Source organism: Terrabacter sp. Soil810 (genome assembly GCF_001429645.1).
Classification (GTDB): domain Bacteria; phylum Actinomycetota; class Actinomycetes; order Actinomycetales; family Dermatophilaceae; genus Terrabacter.
This window is the reverse complement of record NZ_LMSW01000012.1, coordinates 192,128-212,837: the sequence shown is the minus strand read 5'-3', so window position 1 is coordinate 212,837 and position 20,710 is coordinate 192,128. Positions and strand designations below refer to the sequence as shown.

Annotated in this window: 19 protein-coding genes; 11 read left to right on the top strand and 8 right to left on the bottom strand. The window is 71.9% G+C overall.

Translation table 11 applies throughout. The features are described from left to right. Positions 1–47: 47 nt before the first annotated feature. From ASG96_RS15815 to ASG96_RS15805, 3 genes are read right to left on the bottom strand one after another with little or no spacing between them, the layout of a single operon-like run. Positions 48–1,163, bottom strand: coding sequence for a PP2C family protein-serine/threonine phosphatase (locus ASG96_RS15815; RefSeq protein WP_057588542.1), 1,116 nt, complete (start codon positions 1,161–1,163; stop codon positions 48–50). A 45-nt stretch (positions 1,164–1,208) separates the two neighbouring features. Next, positions 1,209–1,691, bottom strand: a complete 483-nt coding sequence (locus tag ASG96_RS15810) for a ribose-5-phosphate isomerase (RefSeq protein ID WP_057588541.1) — start codon at positions 1,689–1,691, stop codon at positions 1,209–1,211. A 35-nt stretch (positions 1,692–1,726) separates the two neighbouring features. After that, positions 1,727–2,362: a DsbA family protein gene (locus tag ASG96_RS15805; protein ID WP_056759631.1), complete on the bottom strand. Its 636-nt coding sequence runs from the start codon at positions 2,360–2,362 to the stop codon at positions 1,727–1,729. A 138-nt stretch (positions 2,363–2,500) separates the two neighbouring features. Here ASG96_RS15805 and pepN point away from each other — a divergent pair, with 138 nt between their 5' ends. From pepN to ASG96_RS15785, 4 genes are all read left to right on the top strand, one after another. Next, entirely contained in the window at positions 2,501–5,074 is a 2,574-nt protein-coding gene (pepN, locus tag ASG96_RS15800; protein WP_057588683.1) for an aminopeptidase N, read from the top strand. Between the two features lie 225 nt (positions 5,075–5,299). Further along, complete coding sequence (locus tag ASG96_RS15795) at positions 5,300–6,223, top strand: mechanosensitive ion channel family protein (protein WP_235506744.1); 924 nt, start codon at positions 5,300–5,302, stop codon at positions 6,221–6,223. Between the two features lie 58 nt (positions 6,224–6,281). Then, entirely contained in the window at positions 6,282–6,668 is a 387-nt protein-coding gene (locus ASG96_RS15790; protein WP_056759374.1) for a globin, read from the top strand. 138 nt (positions 6,669–6,806) lie between these two features. Continuing rightward, positions 6,807–7,427, top strand: a complete 621-nt coding sequence (locus ASG96_RS15785; protein ID WP_056759376.1) for a hypothetical protein — start codon at positions 6,807–6,809, stop codon at positions 7,425–7,427. Positions 7,428–7,482: 55 nt separating this feature from the next. Here the strand turns inward: ASG96_RS15785 and ASG96_RS15780 are convergent, their stop codons facing one another. Together ASG96_RS15780 and ASG96_RS15775 are read right to left on the bottom strand one after the other, a co-directional pair. Beyond that, the gene (locus ASG96_RS15780) at positions 7,483–7,890 is read right to left on the bottom strand and encodes an NUDIX domain-containing protein (protein ID WP_056759378.1); all 408 of its coding nucleotides are present in this window, start codon (positions 7,888–7,890) and stop codon (positions 7,483–7,485) included. After that, positions 7,887–9,098 (bottom strand): NAD(P)/FAD-dependent oxidoreductase, encoded by a 1,212-nt coding sequence (locus tag ASG96_RS15775; RefSeq protein WP_057588540.1) that lies wholly within the window; start codon positions 9,096–9,098, stop codon positions 7,887–7,889. The genes ASG96_RS15780 and ASG96_RS15775 overlap by 4 nt, the downstream gene beginning before the upstream one ends. A 55-nt stretch (positions 9,099–9,153) precedes the next feature. On the opposite strand from ASG96_RS15775, the gene ASG96_RS15770 reads away from it, so the two are divergent. Next, on the top strand, positions 9,154–9,651 hold the full coding sequence (locus ASG96_RS15770; RefSeq protein WP_057588539.1) for a MarR family winged helix-turn-helix transcriptional regulator: 498 nt from the start codon (positions 9,154–9,156) through the stop codon (positions 9,649–9,651). Between the two features lie 57 nt (positions 9,652–9,708). On the opposite strand, the gene ASG96_RS15765 is transcribed toward ASG96_RS15770, so the two are convergent. Further along, positions 9,709–10,563 (bottom strand): LLM class flavin-dependent oxidoreductase, encoded by an 855-nt coding sequence (locus ASG96_RS15765; RefSeq protein ID WP_056759385.1) that lies wholly within the window; start codon positions 10,561–10,563, stop codon positions 9,709–9,711. Positions 10,564–10,683: 120 nt separating this feature from the next. Here ASG96_RS15765 and ASG96_RS15760 point away from each other — a divergent pair, with 120 nt between their 5' ends. From ASG96_RS15760 to ASG96_RS15740, 5 genes are all read left to right on the top strand, one after another. Continuing rightward, complete coding sequence (locus ASG96_RS15760; RefSeq protein ID WP_082591818.1) at positions 10,684–12,492, top strand: glycoside hydrolase family 13 protein; 1,809 nt, start codon at positions 10,684–10,686, stop codon at positions 12,490–12,492. A 130-nt stretch (positions 12,493–12,622) separates the two neighbouring features. Next, positions 12,623–12,976: a hypothetical protein gene (locus ASG96_RS15755; protein WP_056759386.1), complete on the top strand. Its 354-nt coding sequence runs from the start codon at positions 12,623–12,625 to the stop codon at positions 12,974–12,976. After that, a complete protein-coding gene (locus ASG96_RS15750; protein WP_235509186.1) occupies positions 12,973–15,774 on the top strand; it encodes a hypothetical protein in 2,802 nt (933 codons plus the stop codon). The genes ASG96_RS15755 and ASG96_RS15750 overlap by 4 nt, the downstream gene beginning before the upstream one ends. Further along, positions 15,771–16,289, top strand: a complete 519-nt coding sequence (locus tag ASG96_RS15745) for a DUF2247 family protein (RefSeq protein ID WP_056759390.1) — start codon at positions 15,771–15,773, stop codon at positions 16,287–16,289. Before ASG96_RS15750 ends, ASG96_RS15745 begins: the two co-directional genes overlap by 4 nt. 133 nt (positions 16,290–16,422) lie before the next feature. Continuing rightward, positions 16,423–17,298, top strand: coding sequence for a glycerophosphodiester phosphodiesterase (locus ASG96_RS15740; protein WP_235509185.1), 876 nt, complete (start codon positions 16,423–16,425; stop codon positions 17,296–17,298). Here the strand turns inward: ASG96_RS15740 and ASG96_RS15735 are convergent. Both ASG96_RS15735 and ASG96_RS15730 read right to left on the bottom strand, forming a co-directional pair. Continuing rightward, positions 17,280–17,918 (bottom strand): hypothetical protein, encoded by a 639-nt coding sequence (locus ASG96_RS15735; protein ID WP_057588537.1) that lies wholly within the window; start codon positions 17,916–17,918, stop codon positions 17,280–17,282. The two genes, ASG96_RS15740 and ASG96_RS15735, sit on opposite strands and share 19 nt — an antisense overlap. Continuing rightward, a complete protein-coding gene (locus ASG96_RS15730; RefSeq protein ID WP_057588536.1) occupies positions 17,915–18,430 on the bottom strand; it encodes a thioesterase family protein in 516 nt (171 codons plus the stop codon). The genes ASG96_RS15735 and ASG96_RS15730 overlap by 4 nt, the downstream gene beginning before the upstream one ends. Before the next feature lie 123 nt (positions 18,431–18,553). On the opposite strand from ASG96_RS15730, the gene ASG96_RS15725 reads away from it, so the two are divergent. Further along, positions 18,554–20,707, top strand: coding sequence for an ATP-dependent DNA helicase RecQ (locus ASG96_RS15725; protein WP_200962706.1), 2,154 nt, complete (start codon positions 18,554–18,556; stop codon positions 20,705–20,707). Positions 20,708–20,710 lie beyond the last annotated feature (3 nt).

Genomic DNA, 20,710 nt, shown 5'->3' with positions numbered 1-20,710 from the left:
AGTGAGGGCGGCGGGCACCCGAGTTCCGTCACCTGTGCCCGGTCGGGTCAGGTGCGCCAGATCGTGACGACGGCACGGTCGTCGCCGAGGCCGGCCGCGGCCTGGTCGCAGAGCCGCTGGGCCAGACCCTCGAAGCCGGTGCGGATGAACGACTCGGCGCGCCCGAGCATGCGGTCGATGCCGTCGACGAGGGCCTTGTCGCGTGCCTCGATGACGCCGTCGCTGTAGAGCACGAGCGCGTCTCCGCGCCGGAGGGTGCCGTTCTCACGGGGGTACTCGGCGTGGTCGATGACGCCGAGCAGCGGCCCGCGGCCACCGGCGAGCATCCGCCACCGGCCTGACCCGGCCGCGAACTGCGCAGCGGCGGGGTGACCGGCGTACCCGATGGTGAAGTTGCCGCTCTCGAGGTCGACGGCCACGTGCACGGCGGTCGCGAAGCCCTCGGCCCACCGCAGCCGCAGCAGGTGGTTGTTGGCGGAGGCGAGGAACCCGCCCTCGCTCATCTCGCCGAGCAGCCCACCGAGGGCGCCGGAGAGCAGCAGTGACCTGGCGCCCGCTTCGCGGCCCTTTCCTGAGACGTCGACGAGCGCGATCTCGAGAGTGCGGCCGTCGGTGGAGCGGCTGGCGACGACGAAGTCGCCGGCGAAGCTGTCGCCGTAGGCCGACTCGAGGGCGACCTCGGCTCCCCACTGCGGCGGCAGGGGCGGCAGCTCGCCCTGGGCCCGGAGCCGGTCGCGCATGTCGACGAGCATCGACTCGCCACTCACGCCGACGACGCCGACCTGGGCGCGCGCGTGGGAGAGCCAGATCATGAGGAGCATCGTGACGACGGTGACGATCTGCGCGCCCGTCGTCGTCGACTTGATGGGGCCGAGATAGGCCCCGAGGATCGCCATGGCGAGGATGAGCCCCATGTAGACGACGAGGAGGTAGCGCGGCTCGAGGAACAGTCCCGCAGCGACGACGATGAGGCCGTAGACGCCCCACGGGACCACGGTCGGCCACACGAAGACCGCGGCCGAGGCGAGGATGCCGAGCGCGAGGAAGCCCGTGACGACCGCCCAGGGCGCGCGGCTGAGCCAAGGGCCCAGGAGTCGGAGTCGTCGAATCGGTCCGGCAGCGTAGCGCGGGCGTCGAGAGACCGAGCTCTCGTTGTGGGCCACGTGCCTCCCTTGCGGCGATGAAGGGGGACGGCGGACGTCGCGACGTCAGCGCGCGTCCGAGTCCGGCAAAGCCGGCAAGTCCCCCGTGTCCTCGTACGCGGAAACCATACCCAGACGGCGGCTGTGGCGCGCCTCATCGGTGAAGTTCGTCGCCACGAAGGTGTCGACGATCTCCTTGGCGACGTCGTCGGGCGTGAACCGGGCGCCGATGGAGACGACCTGCGCGTTGTTGTGCTCGCGGGCGAGGCTCGCCAGCTCGACGTTGTACGCGAGCGCGGCCCGGATGCCGGTGACCTTGTTGGCTGCGATCTGCTCCCCGTTGCCCGACCCGCCGAGCACGACACCGAGCGAGCCCGGGTCGGCCGCGACGGCCTCGGCGGCTCGCAGCACGAAGACGGGGTAGTCGTCCTGGGCGTCGTAGCCGAAGGGGCCGTGGTCGACGACCTCGTGGCCGCCGTCGCGCAGGTGCGTGATCAGGGACTGGTGGAGCTCGTATGCCGCGTGGTCGCCGCCGATGTGGATGCGCATGTCCGTCCTTGGGTGCGTCGCAGGGGTGGTGGGTGTCAGCTGAAGATGGGGCCGAGCGTGCGGGTGCGCTTGAGCTCGAAGAACCCGGGCGTGCTCGCCACGAGCACGCAACCGTCCCAGAGCCGGGCGGCGTCCTCGCCCTTGGGGGCGGGCGTCACGACGGGACCGAAGAAGGCGACGCCGTCGACGGCGATGATCGGCGTGCCGACGTCGGTGCCGACGAGGCTGATGCCGCGCTTGTGGCTGCGGTGCAGGGCGGCGTCGTACTTCTTGTGGTGCGCCTCCTTGGCGAGGTCCGCGGGCAGGCCGACCTCCTCGAGCGACTCGCCGATCACCTGGTCGAAGTCGTTCATCTTCCGCAGGTGGATGCGGGTGCCCATGGCGTCGTAGAGCGGCTTGATGACGGAGTCGCCGTGCGCCTCGGCGGCAGCGATGATGACCCGCACCGGGGCCCACGCCTCGTCCATGCGCGCCCGGTAGGCGGCGTCGAGGTCGTGCCGGTGCTCGTTGAGGACGGCGAGGCTCATGACCGACCAGGTCACCTCGATGTCCCGCAGCGTCTCGACCTCCATGAGCCAGCGCGACGTCATCCACGCCCACGGGCAGATCGGGTCGAACCACATCTCGACGGCGTCACGGCTCGTCTTCGGGCTGTCCTTCGCATCGGCCATGCGGCCCATCATGGCACTGCCACCTGCACGCCGATTGCGGTGGTGGACGGCCCCGGGTTCCGTGCGAGGATGGCCCGCGACGACGCCGTCCGACCGACGCTGCGTCGTGCCCCAGCACCCTTCCCAGGAGGTCCCTCCGTGCCCGGCAAGAACCTGACCCGCGACGAGGCGGCGAGCCGCGCCAGCATCCTGCGCGTCGACTCCTACGACGTCCGTCTCGACCTGACGACGGGTCCGGAGAACTTCCACACCGTCACCACGGTCAGGTTCGCCTGCTCCGAGCCCGGCGCCGACTCGTTCATCGACCTCATCGCCGACTCGGTCGAGACGGTCACCCTCAACGGCGTCGACCTCGACCCCGCCGAGGTCTTCGCGGACTCGCGCATCGCGCTGGAGGGCCTGGCCGCCGAGAACGAGCTGACCGTCGACGCCACCGGCCGCTACACCAACACCGGCGAAGGCCTGCACCGCTTCGTCGACCCGGTCGACAACGAGGTCTACCTCTACACGCAGTTCGAGGTCCCGGACTCCCGGCGCATGTATGCCGTGTTCGAGCAGCCCGACCTCAAGGCGGCCTTCCGCTTCACGGTGACGGCGCCCGCACACTGGAAGGTCATCAGCAACTCCCCGACGCCCGCCCCTCAGGCCGCCGGCGTGGCCGACGGAGTCGAGCGCGCGACGTGGTCGTTCGAGCCGACGCAGCGCATCTCGTCGTACATCACGGCGCTCATCGCCGGCCCCTACGACGAGGTCCGTGACGAGGTGCAGACCCGCAAGGGTGTCGTGCCGCTCGGTGTCTTCTGCCGCAAGTCGCTGACGCAGTACCTCGACGCCGACAACATCTTCGACTGCACCAAGAAGGGCTTTGCGTTCTTCGAGGAGGAGTTCGACCAGGCCTACCCGTTCGAGAAGTACGACCAGATCTTCACGCCCGAGTACAACATGGGCGCGATGGAGAACGCCGGCGCGGTGACCTTCGTCGAGGTCTACATCTTCCGGTCCAAGGTGTCCGAGGCGAAGATCGAGCGCCGGGCCCTGACGATCCTGCACGAGCTGGCCCACATGTGGTTCGGCAACCTCGTGACGATGAAGTGGTGGGACGACCTCTGGCTCAACGAGTCGTTCGCCGAGTGGGCGTCGACGACGTGCCAGGCCGAGGCCACCGAGTGGACGAGCGCCTGGACGACCTTCGGCACGTCGGAGAAGGCCTGGGCCTACACCCAGGACCAGCTCTCCTCGACGCACCCGATCGCCGCCGACATGCGCCACCTCGAAGACGTCGAGGTCAACTTCGACGGCATCACGTACGCCAAGGGCGCGTCGGTGCTCAAGCAACTCGTCGCGTACGTCGGTCGTGAGCCGTTCGTCGCCGCGCTGCGCGAGTACTTCCGCAAGCACGCCTGGGGCAACACGACCCTGGCCGACCTGCTCGGCGAGCTCGAGAAGGCGTCCGGCCGCGAGCTGAGCGAGTGGAGCAAGCTCTGGCTCGAGACGGCAGGCGTCAACACGCTGCGCCCCGTCTTCGAGGTCGACGCCGATGGTCGCTACAGCTCGTTCGCGATCACGCAGACGGCGACCGAGGAGTACCCGACGCTCCGCCCGCACCGCATCGGCGTGGGGCGGTATGCCGTCCGGCCGGGCGTCGACGGCGACGTGCTCGAGCGCATCGGCTACGACGAGGTCGACATCACCGGCGAGCGCACCGACCTGGCCGAGCTCGTCGGCCAGGAGCAGCCCGACCTGCTGCTGCTCAACGACGACGACCTCGCCTACGGCAAGATCCGCCTCGACGAGCGCTCGCTCGCGACGGCCCTGTCCCTCCCCCGGGGCTTCACCGACTCGCTGCCGCGCTCGCTCGTGCTCGGCGCCACGTGGGACATGACGCGCGACGGCGAGATGCCGGCGCGTGACTTCGTGCGCTTCGTCCTCGAGTCGATGCCGGGCGAGACGGACTCGACGCTGCTGCGTGTCCTGCTCGGCCAGATGTCGACGGCGGCCCGTCTCTACACCGCTCCGGAGCACCGCTCCGAGGTGTCGGCCCTCCTGTCGTCGTCCCTGCGCTCGCTCGCCGAGACCGCCGAGGCCGGCAGCGACGCCCAGTTCCAGCTCGTCGAGGCGTGGGCGGGCTCGACGTCCGACCCGGCCGACGAGGTGAGGCTGCGCGCCCTGCTGACGGGTGCCGAGTCGCTGCCGGGTCTCACGACGGACACCGAGCTGCGGTGGACCTTCCTCAAGGCCCTCGCAGCACTGGGCGCGGCCGACGAGATCGAGATCGAGACCGAGCTCGACCGCGACCCGACCGCCACGGGCAAGGAGCGGGCCGCCGAGGCCCTCGCCGCGCGCCCGACCGCCGAGGCCAAGGCCGACGCCTGGGCCAAGGCCGTCGAGCGCAACGACCTGTCCAACCAGATGGTCGAGGCGGTCAGTGCCGGCTTCCGCCGCAGCAGCGACATGTCGCTGCTCGAGCCGTACGTCGAGAAGTACCACGCGATGCTCGTCGACGCGTGGGCCGAGCGGAGCGTCGCCATCGGCGAGCGCGTCGTCGGTGGCTTCTACCCGTTCTCGGTCGCGAGCCAGCAGCTCAAGGACGCCTCGGACGCGTGGCTCGCCGCCAACCCCGACGCAGCGCCGGGTCTGGTGCGCACCGTGGCCGAGAACCGCGACACCATCGCGCGCGCCCTCGTGGCGCAGGAGCGCGACCGACGCGGCTGAGCCCGTGGTGCGGGGCCGCCCGGACGGGCCGCCCCGCACCCGGGCTCCGCCGAGCCCGACTCCGAGAACCCGCCTGACCGACCTGACCGACACCTGACCGAGCCCCCCTGACCGAGACCCCTGACTGAGACTCCTGTGATCGACGCCTTCACGAACCTGACCCCGTTCAGCTCCACCCCGACACCCAGCCCGACACCCAGCCCGCCACCCGCCCAGGACCCAGCCATGACGCTTTCCATGCCCGACCTGTCGACCCTGACGTGGGCCGGGGTCGGCGACTGGCTCGCCGGTGCACCGTTGCTGATCCTGACGACCGTCGTCCTCGGTCTCGTCGCGCGCTGGGTGCTGCACCGGCTCATCGACCGGGTCGTCGCGACGGCGACGTCCCGGCGCGCAGAGCACCTCGCGAGGATCCCCGGCGCCGGGCGGGCGCTGCAGGCGGTGGGCGTCGCCAACGCCCGCCACGTGCAGCGCACCGAGACCGTCGGAGCCCTGCTCAAGAGCATCACGACGTTCATCGTCTACGGGATCACCGCGCTCACGGTGATGTCGCTCGTCGGCATCCCGCTCGGGCCGATGCTCGCCTCGGCCAGCGTCGGCGGCGTGGCCCTGGCGTTCGGTGCCCAGAGTCTCGTCAAGGACTTCCTGTCGGGCGTCTTCATGATCGTCGAGGACCAGTACGGCGTGGGTGACGTCATCGACACCGGTGAGGTCGTCGGCACGGTCGAGAACGTGTCGCTGCGCGTCACTCAGCTGCGCGACGCGGGTGGCATGACGTGGTACGTCCGCAACGGCGAGATCGTGCGCATCGGCAACAAGACCCAGGGGTGGTCGACGGCGATCGTCGACGTCCCGATCGCCTACGACCAGGACGTCGAGAAGGCGATCACGGTGATCCGCGACGTCGTCGGCACCATGGACGACGACGACGACTTCAAGGACATCCTCCTGGAGGAGCCCAACGTCGTCGGGGTCGAGTCGATCGCGGGGGGCGTCATCACGATCCGCATCATCGCCAAGACGATCGCCAACGAGCAGTTCGGCGTGCAGCGCGAGATGCGCGAGCGGGTCAAGACGGCCTTCGACCGCGCCGGCGTGCGCAGCCCCATGCCCGTCATGCCGCCCTACGGCGGGGCCGCCCCGCAGTGACCAACCGCCGCCGGAGCCCGGCCGCGACCACGGCCACCGCTCTGGGAGACTGGCCCACGTGACGTACTACGACGACTTCGGCGGCCACGAGACCTTCGCCAAGCTCGTGCGCGAGTTCTACCGCGGCGTCGCCGAGGACGAGCCGCTGCGCGCCCTCTACCCCGAGGAGGACCTCGGACCGGCGCAGGAACGCCTGCGGATGTTCTTCGAGCAGTACTGGGGCGGGCCGACGACCTACTCCGAGCAGCGCGGCCACCCGCGGCTGCGGATGCGGCACATGCCGTATGCCGTGACGCCCGACATGCGCGACCGCTGGCTGCTGCACATGATGAACGCCGTCGACACGCTCGAGCTCTCCCCCGAGAACGACGACCGGCTGCGCGACTACCTCACGCGGGCGGCATACTCCCTCGTCAACGCGCCGGGGCCGGACGGCACCTTCTGACCTCAGCCCCGCCGACTCCACGACTCACAGCAACTCACAGCGCATTCACGGGTCGGCGGCCTCGCGCCTGGTGTTCTCTGGAGGCAGGCGGTTCCACGGTCGGACGCGCGCGCCCGACGACACGACGGAGGATGCGGCATGGTGTCGATCAACAAGAAGGCGAGCATCGCAGCGGTGGGCGCGGCCGTGGCCGTGATCGGCCTCGGCGTCACGCAGGTGGCTCGGGCCGACGACACGACCTCGACGACCACTCCCACCCCGACGGCGACCTCGACCCAGGGCGACCCCAACAAGGGCACGACCGACTCCGCGCCCGGCACGGGCCGCGGCTGGGGCCCTGGTGGCCGCCACGGCGGCATGGGGCCCGGCATGGGCAAGGGCGTGGACCTCGCGGCGCTCGCGACGAAGCTCGGCGTCAGCCAGGCCAAGCTCGAGGACGCACTCAAGGCCGTGCGTCAGGACCTCAAGTCCAGCCCCGCTCGCGGCCAGGGCACGGCGACGAAGCCCGACCCCGCGACGATGCAGGACGAGCTGGCGACCAAGCTCGCGAGCGAGCTGGGCATCGACGCGGCCAAGGTCAAGGCGGCCTTCGCCGACCTGCGTGCTGCGCACGAGGCCGACGAGCAGAAGGCGTTCGACGACCGCCTCGCCCAGGCCGTCAAGGACGGCACGCTGACGCAGGCCGAGGCCGACGCGGTCAAGAAGGCGGCCCAGGCCGGCGTCATCGACATGGACGGCGGACCCGGCGGGCCGCACTGACGACACGATCGGCTCCCGCGTCGAGGGGCGTCACCCGGATCCCGGGTGGCGCCCCTCAGGCTGTGGCGAGGTGGGCCCGCAGCGAGGGCACGACGTGGTTGCGCAGCAGGGGCGCGAGGTCCGCGGGCAGATCCCCGTCGAGACCGAGCCACCGCTGCTCGGCGATCTCGGCGAGCGGAGCCGGAGCGTCCTCGGGACGCAGGTGCGTGACGTAGACCGTCGCGTCGACCCACGAGTCCGGCTCGTTGGCCGCCACGTCGTGGAACCGGCCCAGCGGCTCCCCGACGCCGGTGACGTCGAGGCCGACCTCCTCCATGACCTCTCGGACGGCCGCCTCGCGAGCGGACTCCCCCGGGTCGATCTTCCCGCCCGGCAGCATGAACCGGGTCGAGCCGGCCTTGCGGACGGTCAGCAGCTGCCGGTCCCGGACGAGGCAGAACGCTGCGGTGACAAAGGTCGTCATGACCCCGACGGTAGTGCCGGCGCCGCCTCCGGGTCCCAGCGGACCCGGTGCCCGGTGATCCATGCGCTCGAACGCTCGGTGACGACGAAGCGGAAGACGAGTCGCATCATCGCGTCGCGGACGGCGCGACCGGTGCGACCCGGGATCTTCGAGCTGCTGCTCCGTGCTCCCGCCGCGACGATGCGCTCGACACGGTCGCGCCGAGCGGTGTCGTATGCCGTCAGGGCCTCCTCGACCGTGCCCCCGTCGCGCAGGCATGTGGCCAGGACCACGGCGTCCTCGAGGGCGAGGGACGCCCCCTGCCCGGAGCTCGGCGACGGCGCGTGCGCCGCGTCACCGACGATGACCATGCGGTCGCGGTGCCAGCGCGCGACCCGGGGCAGGTCGTGGGTGTTGTCGGCCCAGAGCTCGAGTCGCCCGGTGCGCACGAGGTCGGCGGCCGGTCCCGCGTCGTCGGCGAGCAGCTCGACGAGCCGGTCCTGCCACTGCTCGGGGGTTCGGGCCGCACGTTCGGCCCGGGTGATCGCGGGCCCGGGCACGTTGACGAACCACACGACGTCGCCGTCGGGGGTCGGGTGGGCCCCGAAGAAGGCGCGCGACCCGAAGACGAAGTGCCACTGGCGGGCGGGGAGTGTCGCGGCGAGCGGGGTGCGCTCGGTGATGCCGCCGAAGTTCGTCAGCCCGACGTAGCGGGCCGGAGCCGCGTGTGGGTCGATGGCCTGCCGAACCATCGAACGGACGCCGTCTGCGCCGACGAGCAGGTCGCCCGCGACCGTCGAGCCGTCCTCGAGGTTCACGGTGACCCCGTCGGAGCTGCTGGCCACCTCCGTGACGCGACTCGCGTGACACACCTCGATCCCACGCCGTTCGGCCTCGCCCAGCAGGGCTGCCGCGAGGCGGGAGCGCTTCATGGTCACGGCGACGGTGCCGTCCTCGAGCGGGACACCGAGGCTCATCGAGCCGAGGACGCGACCGGTGGCACCGGCCATGACGTTGCGCTCGCTCGGGAAGCCGATCCCGGCCGCGAGGTGTCGGGCCCCGAGCAGGTCCAGCGCGTGCAGTCCGTTGGGGGCGAGCGTGAACCACGAGCCGGCCTCCCCGTCCGAGCGCGGCCATGCCTCCAGGACCGTCGCCTCGATGCCCACCTGGTGCAGGGCGAGGGCTGTGGCCGGACCGGCGACGCCGCCTCCCACGACGAGAGCCTTCATCTTGGTAGCCTTCCTTACGAGATTCGAATGTTTCGAGATTCGAAAGGTAAGCCTCATGTCGGCCTCCCGTCAACCCTCCCGGCGCGCCGACCGGGAGCCGCTGGTCCACGCGCTCGGCGACGCGATGCAGCAGTACCAGCGCTCCGTCCAGGCCTTCGACGACACCGTCGGACGCCGGCTCGGGCTCGGGCCCGCCGACCTGCGCTGCCTCGACTGGCTCGTCGACGGGCCGAAGTCGGCCGGCCAGCTCAGCACCGCCACCGGACTGCGACCGGCGGCGACGACGGCCCTCATCGACCGCCTCGCCAAGCGCGGGCTCGTGCGCAGGACGCGCTCGGAGACCGACCGACGCACGGTCCTCGTAGAGATGACCGAGCTCGGCCAGGCCCAGACGTGGGAGGCCTACGGTCCGCTCGTCCGTGCCGGGCAGCCGATGCTCGACGAGCTGAGCACCGAGCAGCTCCGGTTCATGACCGACTACCTGCGCCGGATCACCGAGCTGACCGACGAGCACCGCGCGTTGCTCTCGCAGCGAGCACCCAGCCAGCGCTGACCCCGTGGCCGGGCACACGGCATACGCCACCCGGCGGGCGCCGGACCCCCACGCGGTTCAGCGGGTCGTGGGCGGGCCCGCCTCGACGCGCCGACGGACCTCCGCCAGACCATCGGCTCCCGGCTCGAGGTCCCACCAGCTCTCGACCCACCATGTGGCCCCTGCCTGCTCCCACGCCGCCGGTTCGGCGGGCTCGAGCGCAGTGAACGAGCCCCACGAGTCGGCCTCGATGACGACGTCGTAGCCCTCCCACGGCAAGCCCGCCTCCTCACGGAGCCGGCGCACCGGCTCGACGACGGCGGCGAAGGCCTCGACGGTCTTCGGCCGCCCGTCGGGTGGGTGGATCGCGGGGATGAGGCCCTGCCAGCGGGCCGCCCGCTCGAGGGAGCGCTGGCGTCCACCACCCGGAGTCGGCGCGCCGACGACCCAGACCGGGGGGTGGGGGCGCTGCGGCGTGGGCGGCGGGAGCATGAAGTCGTTGGGGCCGGCGCTGTAGTGCTCGCCGGCATACGTGAAGGTCGCGGCGTCGCCGAGCAGACCGGCGAAGATCGCCAGGCTCTCGTCGAGCTTGCGGGCACGCACGGCACGGCCCTCGTCGGCCTCGAAGGCCGTCCACCCGGGGTGGAGGGCGCCGAGGCCCACCGACAGGAACGCCCGGCCGCCGCTGATCCGGTCGACGGACCCGACGCGGGAGGCGAGGTCCCACGGTCGGTGGCGTGACGCGGGGGTGAGCAGCGTGCCGAGCCGGATGCGCTCGGTGACCATAGCTGCCGCGCCCAGCTGCACCCACGCGTCGACGCCGTAGAGCGCCTCCCAGCCGAGCACGGCGTCCCACCCGCGATCCTCGCCGAGGCGGGCCAGAGCGGCGAACTCGCGCTCGGTGGCGTACGGGACGACGAAGCCGCTCTTCATGCTCCGTTCCTACCAAGGGGCGGTGACAGGGGCCGTGACAGGCCAGGCGCTGGCGACGCGTTGCAAGAAGTTGCAGAACTTTCTTTGAGTTTTCGGCCTGATGCGGAACGATGGTGGCCCGTGACGCGATCAGCAACCCAGACCCTGAACCACCCCGGGCACCTCACGGAGGTCCGCGAGGACCCGACCCCGGTGCATGCCGCGGACCGCCCGGACAGCGCCTGGTGGCGCCAAGCGGTGATCTACCAGATCTACCCGCGCTCGTGGGCCGACAGCGACGGCGACGGCATCGGTGACCTCCCCGGCATCACGTCGCGGCTGCCCCACCTGCGCGCGCTCGGCGTCGACGCCATCTGGCTCTCACCCTTCTACACCTCGCCGCAGGCCGACGCGGGCTACGACGTCGCCGACTACCGCGACATCGACCCCATCTTCGGTTCGCTCCGCGACGCCGACGCGATGATCGCGCGCGCCCACGAGCTCGACCTCAAGGTCATCGTCGACATGGTGCCGAACCACTCGTCCGACGAGCACGAGTGGTTCCAGGCCGCCCTCGCCGCCGGTCCCGGCTCGGCCGAGCGCGAGCGCTACATGTTCCGCGAGGGCCGCGGCGAGCACGGCGAGCTGCCCCCGAACAACTGGGAGTCCGTCTTCGGCGGAGCCGCGTGGACGCGGGTCACCGAGGCCGACGGCAAGCCCGGCCAGTGGTATCTCCACATCTTCGACACGAAGCAGCCCGACTTCAACTGGGAGCACCCCGAGGTGCGCGCCGAGTTCGAGTCGATCCTGCGCTTCTGGCTCGACCGTGGCGTCGACGGCTTCCGCGTCGACGTCGCCCACGGACTCATCAAGGAGCAGGGCCTGCCCGACACCGAGGAGGAGCGCACGACGATGCTCGGGCACTCCGAGCACGAGCACGGCCCCGAGGGCCTGCACGAGCACCCGCTCGTCGAGGAGGCGCCGCGGATCGACCACACGAAGCGCAGCCCGATGTGGGACCAGGACGGCGTCCACGAGATCTACCGCGCCTGGCGCCAGATCCTCGAGTCCTACGGCGCCCCCGACCGCATCCTCTGCGCCGAGGCGTGGGTCGAGCCGCAGGAGCGCGCCGTCGCCTACGTTCGCCCGGACGAGATGCACCAGGCGTTCAACTTCGACTTCCTCACGGCGTCGTGGACGGCCGAGGACCTGCGCACCGTCATCACCTCGTCGCTGCACGCCGCCGACTCGGTGGGCGCGCCGTCCACGTGGGTGCTGTCCAACCACGACGTCGTGCGCCACGCGTCGCGCCTCGGCTTCTCGCCCGGCACGCCGCGGATGAACGGCATCTCGGCGACCGACCCGCAGCCCGACCGCGCACTCGGTCTGCGTCGGGCACGGGCCGCGACCGCGCTGATGCTCGCGCTGCCCGGCGGCGCGTACATCTACCAGGGCGAGGAGCTCGGCCTGCCCGACTCGACCGACATGCCGGCCGAGTTCCGCCAGGACCCGACCTTCGCGCGCACCCACGGCGCCGAGACCGGCCGCGACGGCTGCCGCGTCCCGATCCCGTGGACGTCGACGGGCCCGTCGCTCGGCTTCGGCCCGAGCGCCAGCACGTGGCTGCCGCAGCCCGACGTCTACGCCGACTACGCCGTCGACCGTCAGGAGGGCGTGGCGGGCTCGACCCTCGAGCTCTACCGCTCGCTCCTCGCCGCGCGTCGCGAGCTGTCCCTCGGGACCGGCTCGCTCACGTGGGTCGAGGGGTATGCCGGCGACGTCGTCGCGCTGACCAACGGCTCGTCCCGGCGTGACCGGGTCGTCGTCGTCGCGAACCTCGACGCCGACGCCGTCGCGCTGCCCGAGGGCGCCGAGGTCATCGTGGCCTCCGGGCCGCTCGCGGACGGTCTCGTCCCGACCGACACCACCGTCTGGGCCCGCTGGTCCTGATGTCCTGACGAGCGGGTCCTCGACCCGCCTGCACGTGAGGCCCCCGTCCTGCTGGACGGGGGCCTCACGGCATACCCAGGCCTGTGGATGACGCCCGAGGCGTCGTGTCCGGTTTGCCTACCGTCGGGCCATGACGCGCTACGCCATCGACACCCACGGGATGAGCCGTGAGCGGCTGGCGCTGGCGCACGAGCCGGCGGAGCTGCGCGCGTGCGCATCGGTCGTCGCCGCGGCCACGGCAGGTGCGATGGCAGCCGTGGGGTGCGAGGGTGACGGCCTGAGGGTCGCGCTCGAGCGGTTCCGTGTCGTCCACGCTCACGCGCTCGACGCCGTTGCGGACGCTGCCGGTGCCCTCGGTGACCGCATCGACGAGTCGGCGGCGGAAGCACGGGCCGTCGAGCTGTTCGTCACGGCGGGGTTCGCGGGCGTGGCCGCGAGCGCCCCGCTGGGCCAGGGTGATCCGGTCGATGTGGCGGTGCCGTGAGCCGGTTGCACGACGCGGGGTACGCGTCGCCGACGGTGCCGGGGGACGTGGCGCTCCCCCTTCCGACGGGTGACGTCACCGCCCTGCGTGCGGCCGCCCGGTCTCTCGACCGGGCCGCTGCACGGGCCCGGTCCACGACCACCGTGCGCGGGACCCTGGCCCCTCGGCTGGGAGCAGTCTGGACCGGGGACGCCGCCGTTGCGGCAGGCACGGAGGCGGCCGAGCTCGGCGCCCGGGCGCGACGCGTCGTCGACGGCCTCTGCGTCGCCTCACGCTCGCTGGTGACGTATGCCGTCGCGTTCGATCTCGCGGTAGCGCAGGTGCGCTCGTTACAGCGACGGTGGGACGCGCTCGACGCCGATCACGCGCTCGCCCTCCTGCGCCTCGACGCCCTCCCCGATCCGACGGGAGCCCTCGGCCTGCTCGGCTCGGAGCGAGCCCGCTCCGACCTGGCGGTCGGACGCGCTCGGCTGAGCCGGGCGTACGCCGGCGTCCTCGACGACCTGCGGGCGACGGGTCGCCGATGCGCGGCGCTCGCGGCGGGCGCCACCGACGCGACCTTCCCGTCGGGGGCAGCGGCGAGCAGCGAGCGTGTGCGCTCGGCGGTCACCGGCGGCCTGTGGTTCGCCGACGGGGTCGTCTCGACACGGGTGTCGCGTGACGCCGCCCTTGCGCACAGCCTCCTCGTGCGCCGGCTCGTAGCGGACGGTGGCTCTGCGTCGCCGCGTCTGACGGACGGCACCGCTGCGCAGCTCGCGAGCCGGGTCCGCGCACGCGCCGACGACCCGGTCTACGCGCAGGCGCTGCTGTCGGAGATGGGAACCGACGGACTCGCCCGGCTGCTCCTGGCCACCGGGGTGACGCGGAGCGCCTCGGGTACACACGTCGACACGCTGCGGGAGGTCCTCAGCGCCCTCGGGTCGCTCCTGATCACGGCGACGAGCCATAGCGTCCCCATCGGCACCGATCCACGGACCCGCGCCCGGCTGGCGTCCGGCGCTGCACTCCTCGCGGACGACCTCGTCGCCGGCATCGACACGGTGCGCGTCGACCCCGGCAGCGGAGGCCGGGCGACCGGGGCCTGGCTGATGGGCCAGCTGCTCTCGGGCGCGGGGGCGGCCGGCGACGACCGTCCGCTGCCGGCCCGGTTCGCACGTCGTGCCGCCGCTGCGGCCGCGACGTCCGAGATCGCCGAGACCCGCGACGCCGACGCGGACCTGCGGCACGGGACGACCCTGCGTCCCGACGGCGACGACCTGTTCGCGTCGTGGTTCGACGACGCCCCGCGCACCGGGGACGCCGTCCACGTGCTGCTCGAGCACGTCGGCGACGACCCCGCCGAGCAGGCAGCCCTGCTCGCCGAGCCGCTCCCCGGGTCGCTGGTCGCCGGCGGAGCCTTGTCGAACTCACGAGGCGACCGTCTGACCCTGGGTGAGCACCTCGTGCGCCGCTGGGTCACGTTCGAGGCCAATGGGATCGAGAGCAATCCCGACCTCCGCCTGGCGACCGACGAGGATCTCGCGACGTTGCTGCGGAGCATCGCCACGAGTGCTGATCAGGGTTCGGCGGAGATCCGTGCGCGGGTCATGCTCGAGCTCTCCCGCACGAGCGCGTACGCGATGCTCGAGGCGTCGACGACCCGGATCTACACGACGTCCACGTCGCCGGTCGAGGACCTCGTCGCCGACTGGGTGTCGGCCATGCGCGAGAACGTCGACGTCGCTCTCACGACGTCGGTCCCGGCAGCACGGCCGGTCGGTTACGTCCGCCCCACCTCGGACGGGATGCAGCCGTGGCTCGACGGTCAGGAGCTGACAGGCGTCGTGGGCGCCTTGGCGGTCGACACCGGGACGGGGCTGCGTGCCAAGGACGCCGGCGCCGCGTACGACCGGCTCGTCGACCGCGAGCTCGACGTGGCCCGGCGGTCGGCTGCGTCCGGTGACGATGTCCGGCGCGACGTCGCGAGGCTGGGGTTCCTCGACCAGTCGGCATCCGCAGCGCTCGTGGCGGTCGCCCGACGCCAGGACGAGCTGAACCGCTCCGCGTGGCGAGGCCTGGCCGAGGCCGGACACGTCGTCGCCGAGATCCGTCGCGGCGGCGTGACCGGCCTGGCGTCGACCGTGCACACCTACGTCGACGGCGGGACGATGCGCACCCCCACCGACGACCTCCTCATCGCGCTCGTCCGCTCCGACGTGGAGCTGTCCCAGACCGAGCTCGACGACCTCCACCGGGGACGGCTGGCCGCGCGCATCGAGGCGATCACCGGGAAGTGCACGGACGTGCTCCCCACGATCGCGCTCGGGGCTCGGCGCGCTCCTCTGCTCCCGACGGCCGCCCAGTTACGAGCCGCCCGGGACGCCGAGATCCGGGCCGCGGCCGACGCCGCGTTCAAGGACGACGCCCGCCGTGGCTCAGCGTCCGCCATGGATCGCCTCAAGCCGCGCACAGTCCTTACGAACCGAGCGCACGTCACCCCTGCGAAGGACTCCCACCTCGCGCGACCATCAACTCCCGCCGAAGCGGAAGAGCGGATTCGTCGCGCGCAGCCGAGTGGGTCCGCACTCAAGAGTGACCCGCTGCACCGATCCGGCTCGTGGGTCGTCGAAGACGTGGCCGAGAAGGCGACGGTCTTCATGCTCGTCGGCGGTGATGGGGTCAGCCGCACGCTCGTGCAGATGCCGGGTAGCGTGAACGGCGTCGCGGGTCGATTCGAGTGGATCCTCGAGCAGGACCGCATCACACATCAGCTGTTCGTCCGCGACGGCAGGATCACCGGGGTGCCCATCAAGCCATGAGCAGCGAAGACACCAACAGAATGTCGGCCGAGTTCATCACCAGCCGTGTGCACCTCCTACCCAGCGAGCTCGCTCGTGGGTACAGATTGGGCTATCTCGACGAGGCAACGGTCGTCGAGCTTGCCGAGGACGCCTTCAGGCGTGGCCACTCGGAGGCCACAGCCATCGGGGAACTGGCGCTCCTTCTCTCTGACGAGCTCGATCGAGTCCCGGACCTGCTCGGCCAGATCGACACCATGGCCGCGCCTGCCGACCCGGACCCGTCCCTCGTCTGGCTCTTCCTCGTGCTCGCCCAGGCCTACGACCGACGGGGGGTGTCAAAGGACCCGCTGGCGGACCTCGAGGCCATCTACGCGGAGTTCGGCTATCCAGAAGAGATCGAGGGTTTCGTTCCGTTTCTCCCAGCACCGGAAGGGCAAAGGTCCGGCCCAGACGCGATCCAACGACGCTGGCGGGCCTACCTCGACGAGAGATCCATGACCTATGCCCGGCGCGCCGAAGCGTCAGACGCATGACGACTCGCGACATACCCGCCGAGTCCCGTCGTCGCGGCGACAACGGTGGACGCGACCGCATGTCCTGAAGGGTGTCCACTCGAAGTCAGGCGGGCACGTGTGCGGCAGAGAACCGACGGATACCCTCAGCGACATGGTGACGACGCGGGCCTTCCTCGAACGAACACCCGTGGCGCTGGCCCACCGGGGCGGGGCCCTCTACGCACCCAACGTCGGGCTCGAGAACACCATGACCGCCTTCGGCAACGCCGTCGACCTCGGCTACACGCACCTCGAGACCGACGTCCACGTCACCCGCGACGGCCTGCTCGTCGCCTTCCACGACACCCGGCTCGACCGGGTCAGCAACGCCCGGGGACGCATCCGCGACCTTCCCTGGTCGGAGGTGTCGCACGCGGAGGTCGGGGACGGCGGACACGTCCCGCTGCTCACCGACGTCCTCGACGCCTGGCCCGACATCAACCTCAACATCGACCTGAAGGCCCCGGGCACGGCCGAGCCGCTCTGGCGGATCATCGAGGAGCGCGGTCTGTACGACCAGGTCTGTGTCGGCTCGTTCTCGCAGCGCAACATCTCCCACTTCCGGCGTCTCTCGCACGGCTCCGTCGCGACCGCAGCCGCACAGGTCGGCACGGCGTTGGCGCGCTTCGGGCCCGGTGCGCTCACGGCGATCTTCCGCACAACCGCGGACGTCTTCCAGGTACCGCCGTCGATCCCGGTGCGCGGACGGTCGGTGCCCGTGGTCACCCGGCGCCTCGTCGACACGGCACACCGCTACGGCAAGCAGGTCCACGTCTGGACCATCGACGACCCCGGCATGATGCGGCGGCTGCTCGACCTCGGCGTCGACGGGCTCGTCAGCGACCGTATCGACGTGCTCAAGGACGTCCTCGTCGAGCGCGGCCAGTGGACCGGGGGACCTGACGACCGACGCGCCACGCGCGGGGCGGGCCGGGTCGCACAGAGCGGCGGACGGCATACGCCATCAGGTCAGCGGACGAGTACGTGACCTCGCAACGTGCTGAGACGCGTCCACCGGCCGTGCGCCGCGATCGACGCCGGCTCCCCGGCCGTGGTGAAGCCCAGCACGTGGGCGCCGAACGCGAGACCGGCGGCGATGGGGGGCACGGTGTCGCTCATCGCACCCCACGTGCGCCTCCTCAGTGACTCGACCGCATGACCACCGGCCTTCTCGGGAGTGCCTTCGGCGACCTGCGAGATGCCTTGCCGCGCAATGGAGTCGATGACCTCACCGTCGAGCTGACCGACCGGCTCCCACCCGTCGCGAGGCGGCGTCAGCCCGCTCCACGGCGCACGGACGGTCGTCGGCGGGACGCTGAGCACGGCGCCTGCCCCGTCGCGGGCGAGACGGTCGCTGACCGACGCGAAGGACACGGTGGTGTCGACGACGTCGGACGGCGCGATGGTGACCACGCGCATGCCCAGCACGGTGCCGTCGCCCATCAGTCCGGTGCCCTCGATCACGGCGACCGTGGTGACGAGGAGGTTGCCCAGCACCTGCAGCCGCACGGCGCCGTCGGGGTTGGCGCGGCTCGCGCGCGCGAGGTAGGTGCCGAGGTCGGCGAGTCCCCGCGGGTCGCCGAAGTCGATCCGAGGCGTGCCGGTCACCGGCGTCGCCTCCGGAACGGCGCCGGCCCGCCGACATGCACCTGCACCGACGCGCGCTCGTCGGGGCGCATGCGCCGCGGCGACTCGCTCGCGAAGTCGTAGAGCGCGAGCTCGGTCTCGGCGACGGCATAGACGGGCCGCTCGCCGTCCCCGACTCCGTCGGGGTCGGTGACGATGTAGGCCACGTCGAAGCCGGCCCCGCCCACCCGGGAGACCCACATCTGGATCTCGACCGGGGCGTGCCGGAAACCGAGCGGGCGGCGGTACTCGATCTCGTGTCGGGACACGAGCACACCCTCGTCGAGCATCGTCTTGTCGCCCGCCCCACCGCCGTCGAACCAGTCGCGGAAGGCGATGACGCGTGCGTCCTCGAGCAGGCGCAGGAACTGGACGTTGTTGATGTGCGCGTACGCGTCCATGTCGGACCAGCGCAACGACACCTGCGCGGCGTATGGGGTCCCCGGCGGTCGGTCCTCGCGCGGGGTGCCGCTCGGCTCGCTCGTCTCCGTCATGGCCCCATCCTTCCAGCCCGGTGGGTCGGCGCTTCGTCCACATCCCCTCCGTGGACCGGCGGGTCGTCCACAGCCCGGGTATGCCGGTCGGCCCGGTCGGTGGCGGCACGTAGGTTGGGTGCCATGACGTCACCCCCCACCTCGGCTCCCACCGCACCGCTCGTCGCCGACGTCGACCCGGCCCTGCGCGAGCGGGCGACGACCGCGCTCCGCCGCCTCGTCGGCCGTGACGACGTCGACTTCCGCGACGGCCAGCTCGAGGCGGTCAACGAGCTCGTGGCCGGGCGGCGGCGCGTGCTCGTCGTCCAGCGCACCGGTTGGGGCAAGTCCGCCGTCTACTTCGTCGCGACCGCGCTGCGCCGGGCCGAGGGGGCCGGGCCCACCGTCATCGTCAGCCCCCTCCTCGCCCTGATGCGCGACCAGATCGCCGCGGCCGAGCGTGCCGGGATCAAGGCCGTCACCCTCAACTCGACGAACGCCGACGAGTGGGGCGCCGTGTCCGGCGCCCTCGCGCGCGGCGAGGTGGACGTCCTGCTCGTCAGCCCCGAGCGGCTGAACAACCCCCGCTTCCGTGACGAGCAGCTCCCCGCCCTCGCCGAGACCTGCGGGTTGCTCGTCGTCGACGAGGCCCACTGCATCAGCGACTGGGGGCACGACTTCCGACCTGACTACCGCCGGATCCGAGACCTGCTCACGACGCTGCCCGAGCGCACCCCCGTCCTGGCGACGACCGCGACCGCCAACGCGCGCGTCGTCACCGACGTCGTCGAGCAGCTCGGCGCGGGTGGCCGCGACGTGCTCACCCTGCGCGGCCCGCTGGCCCGGGCGTCGCTGCGCCTCGGGGTGCTGCCGCTCGCGGCGCCCGAGCAACGGCTTGCCTGGCTCATCGCCCACCTCGGCGACCTGCAAGGGTCGGGCATCGTCTACGCCCTGACGGTCGCCGCCGCCGAGGACGTCGCGGTGGCGCTGCGCGAGGCCGGTCACCAGGTGGCTGCCTACACGGGGCGCACCGAGCCCAGCGAACGCATCCGCCTCGAGGAGGCACTGCGCGACAACGAGGTCAAGGCCCTCGTCGCCACCTCGGCGCTCGGCATGGGCTTCGACAAGCCCGACCTCGGCTTCGTGCTGCACCTCGGTGCTCCGTCGTCACCGGTTGCCTACTACCAGCAGGTCGGTCGCGCGGGCCGTGCCACCGAGCGTGCCGACGTCCTGCTCATGCCGGGCCCCGAGGACAAGGACATCTGGCGCTACTTCGCCTCCGCGTCCATGCCCAAGCAGGACCAGGCAGACGCCGTCGTGCGGGCCCTGTCCGAGTCACCCAAGGCGCTGTCGACGGTCGCGCTCGAGTCCATCGTCGACGTGCGTCGCACCCGTCTCGAGCTGCTCCTCAAGGTGCTCGACGTCGACGGCGCCGTCCACCGCGTGCCCGGCGGCTGGACCGCCACGGGCGAGCCGTGGACCTACGACGCCGAGCGCTACGGCCGCGTCACCGAGGCGCGCGAGCGCGAGCAGCAGCTCATGGTCGACTACGAACGCACCGACCGCTGCCGCATGGCGTTCCTGCAGGAGACCCTCGACGACGACTCCGCGGAGGCGTGCGGCCGGTGCGACCGGTGTGTCGAGCCGTGGTTCGACACGACGATCCCCGAGGCCGCCGTCAACACGGCCCGGTCACGCCTCGAACGACCGGGTGTGGTGCTCGAGTCCCGCGCGCAGTGGCCTCCCGGCATGGAGCGTCTCGGCGTCCCGCTCAAGGGCAAGATCGCGCCCTCGGTGTCGATGCAGGAAGGCCGCGCCGTCGCCCGTCTCAGCGACCTCGGGTGGGGCCAGCGGTTGCGCGAGCTGCTCCGCGGCGAGGACCGGGAGGTCCCCGCCGAGGTCGTCCGCGCCTGCGTCGACGTGCTCGCCGGGTGGGGCTGGCAGGAGCGTCCGGCGGCCATCGTCTCGATCCCGTCGCGACGACGACCGCAGCTCGTCGGCTCGCTGGCGGCAGGCCTCGGCCAGCTGGGACGCCTTCCGTATCTCGGCGCTCTCGACCTCGTCGAGGGCGGTCCCGTCGGAGAGTCCGGCGGCAACAGCGCCTTCCGGCTCGCCAACGTCTGGGGTCGGTTGGCAATGGGACCCGAGCTCGCGGCCGCACTCAGCGGCATCCCGGGTCCGGTGCTGCTCGTCGATGACGTCAGCGACTCCCGGTGGACGCTCACCGTCTGTGCGGGGCTGCTGCGCGAGGCCGGCGCCCCCGCCGTCCTACCGATGGTGCTCGCCCTGGAGGCGTGACCC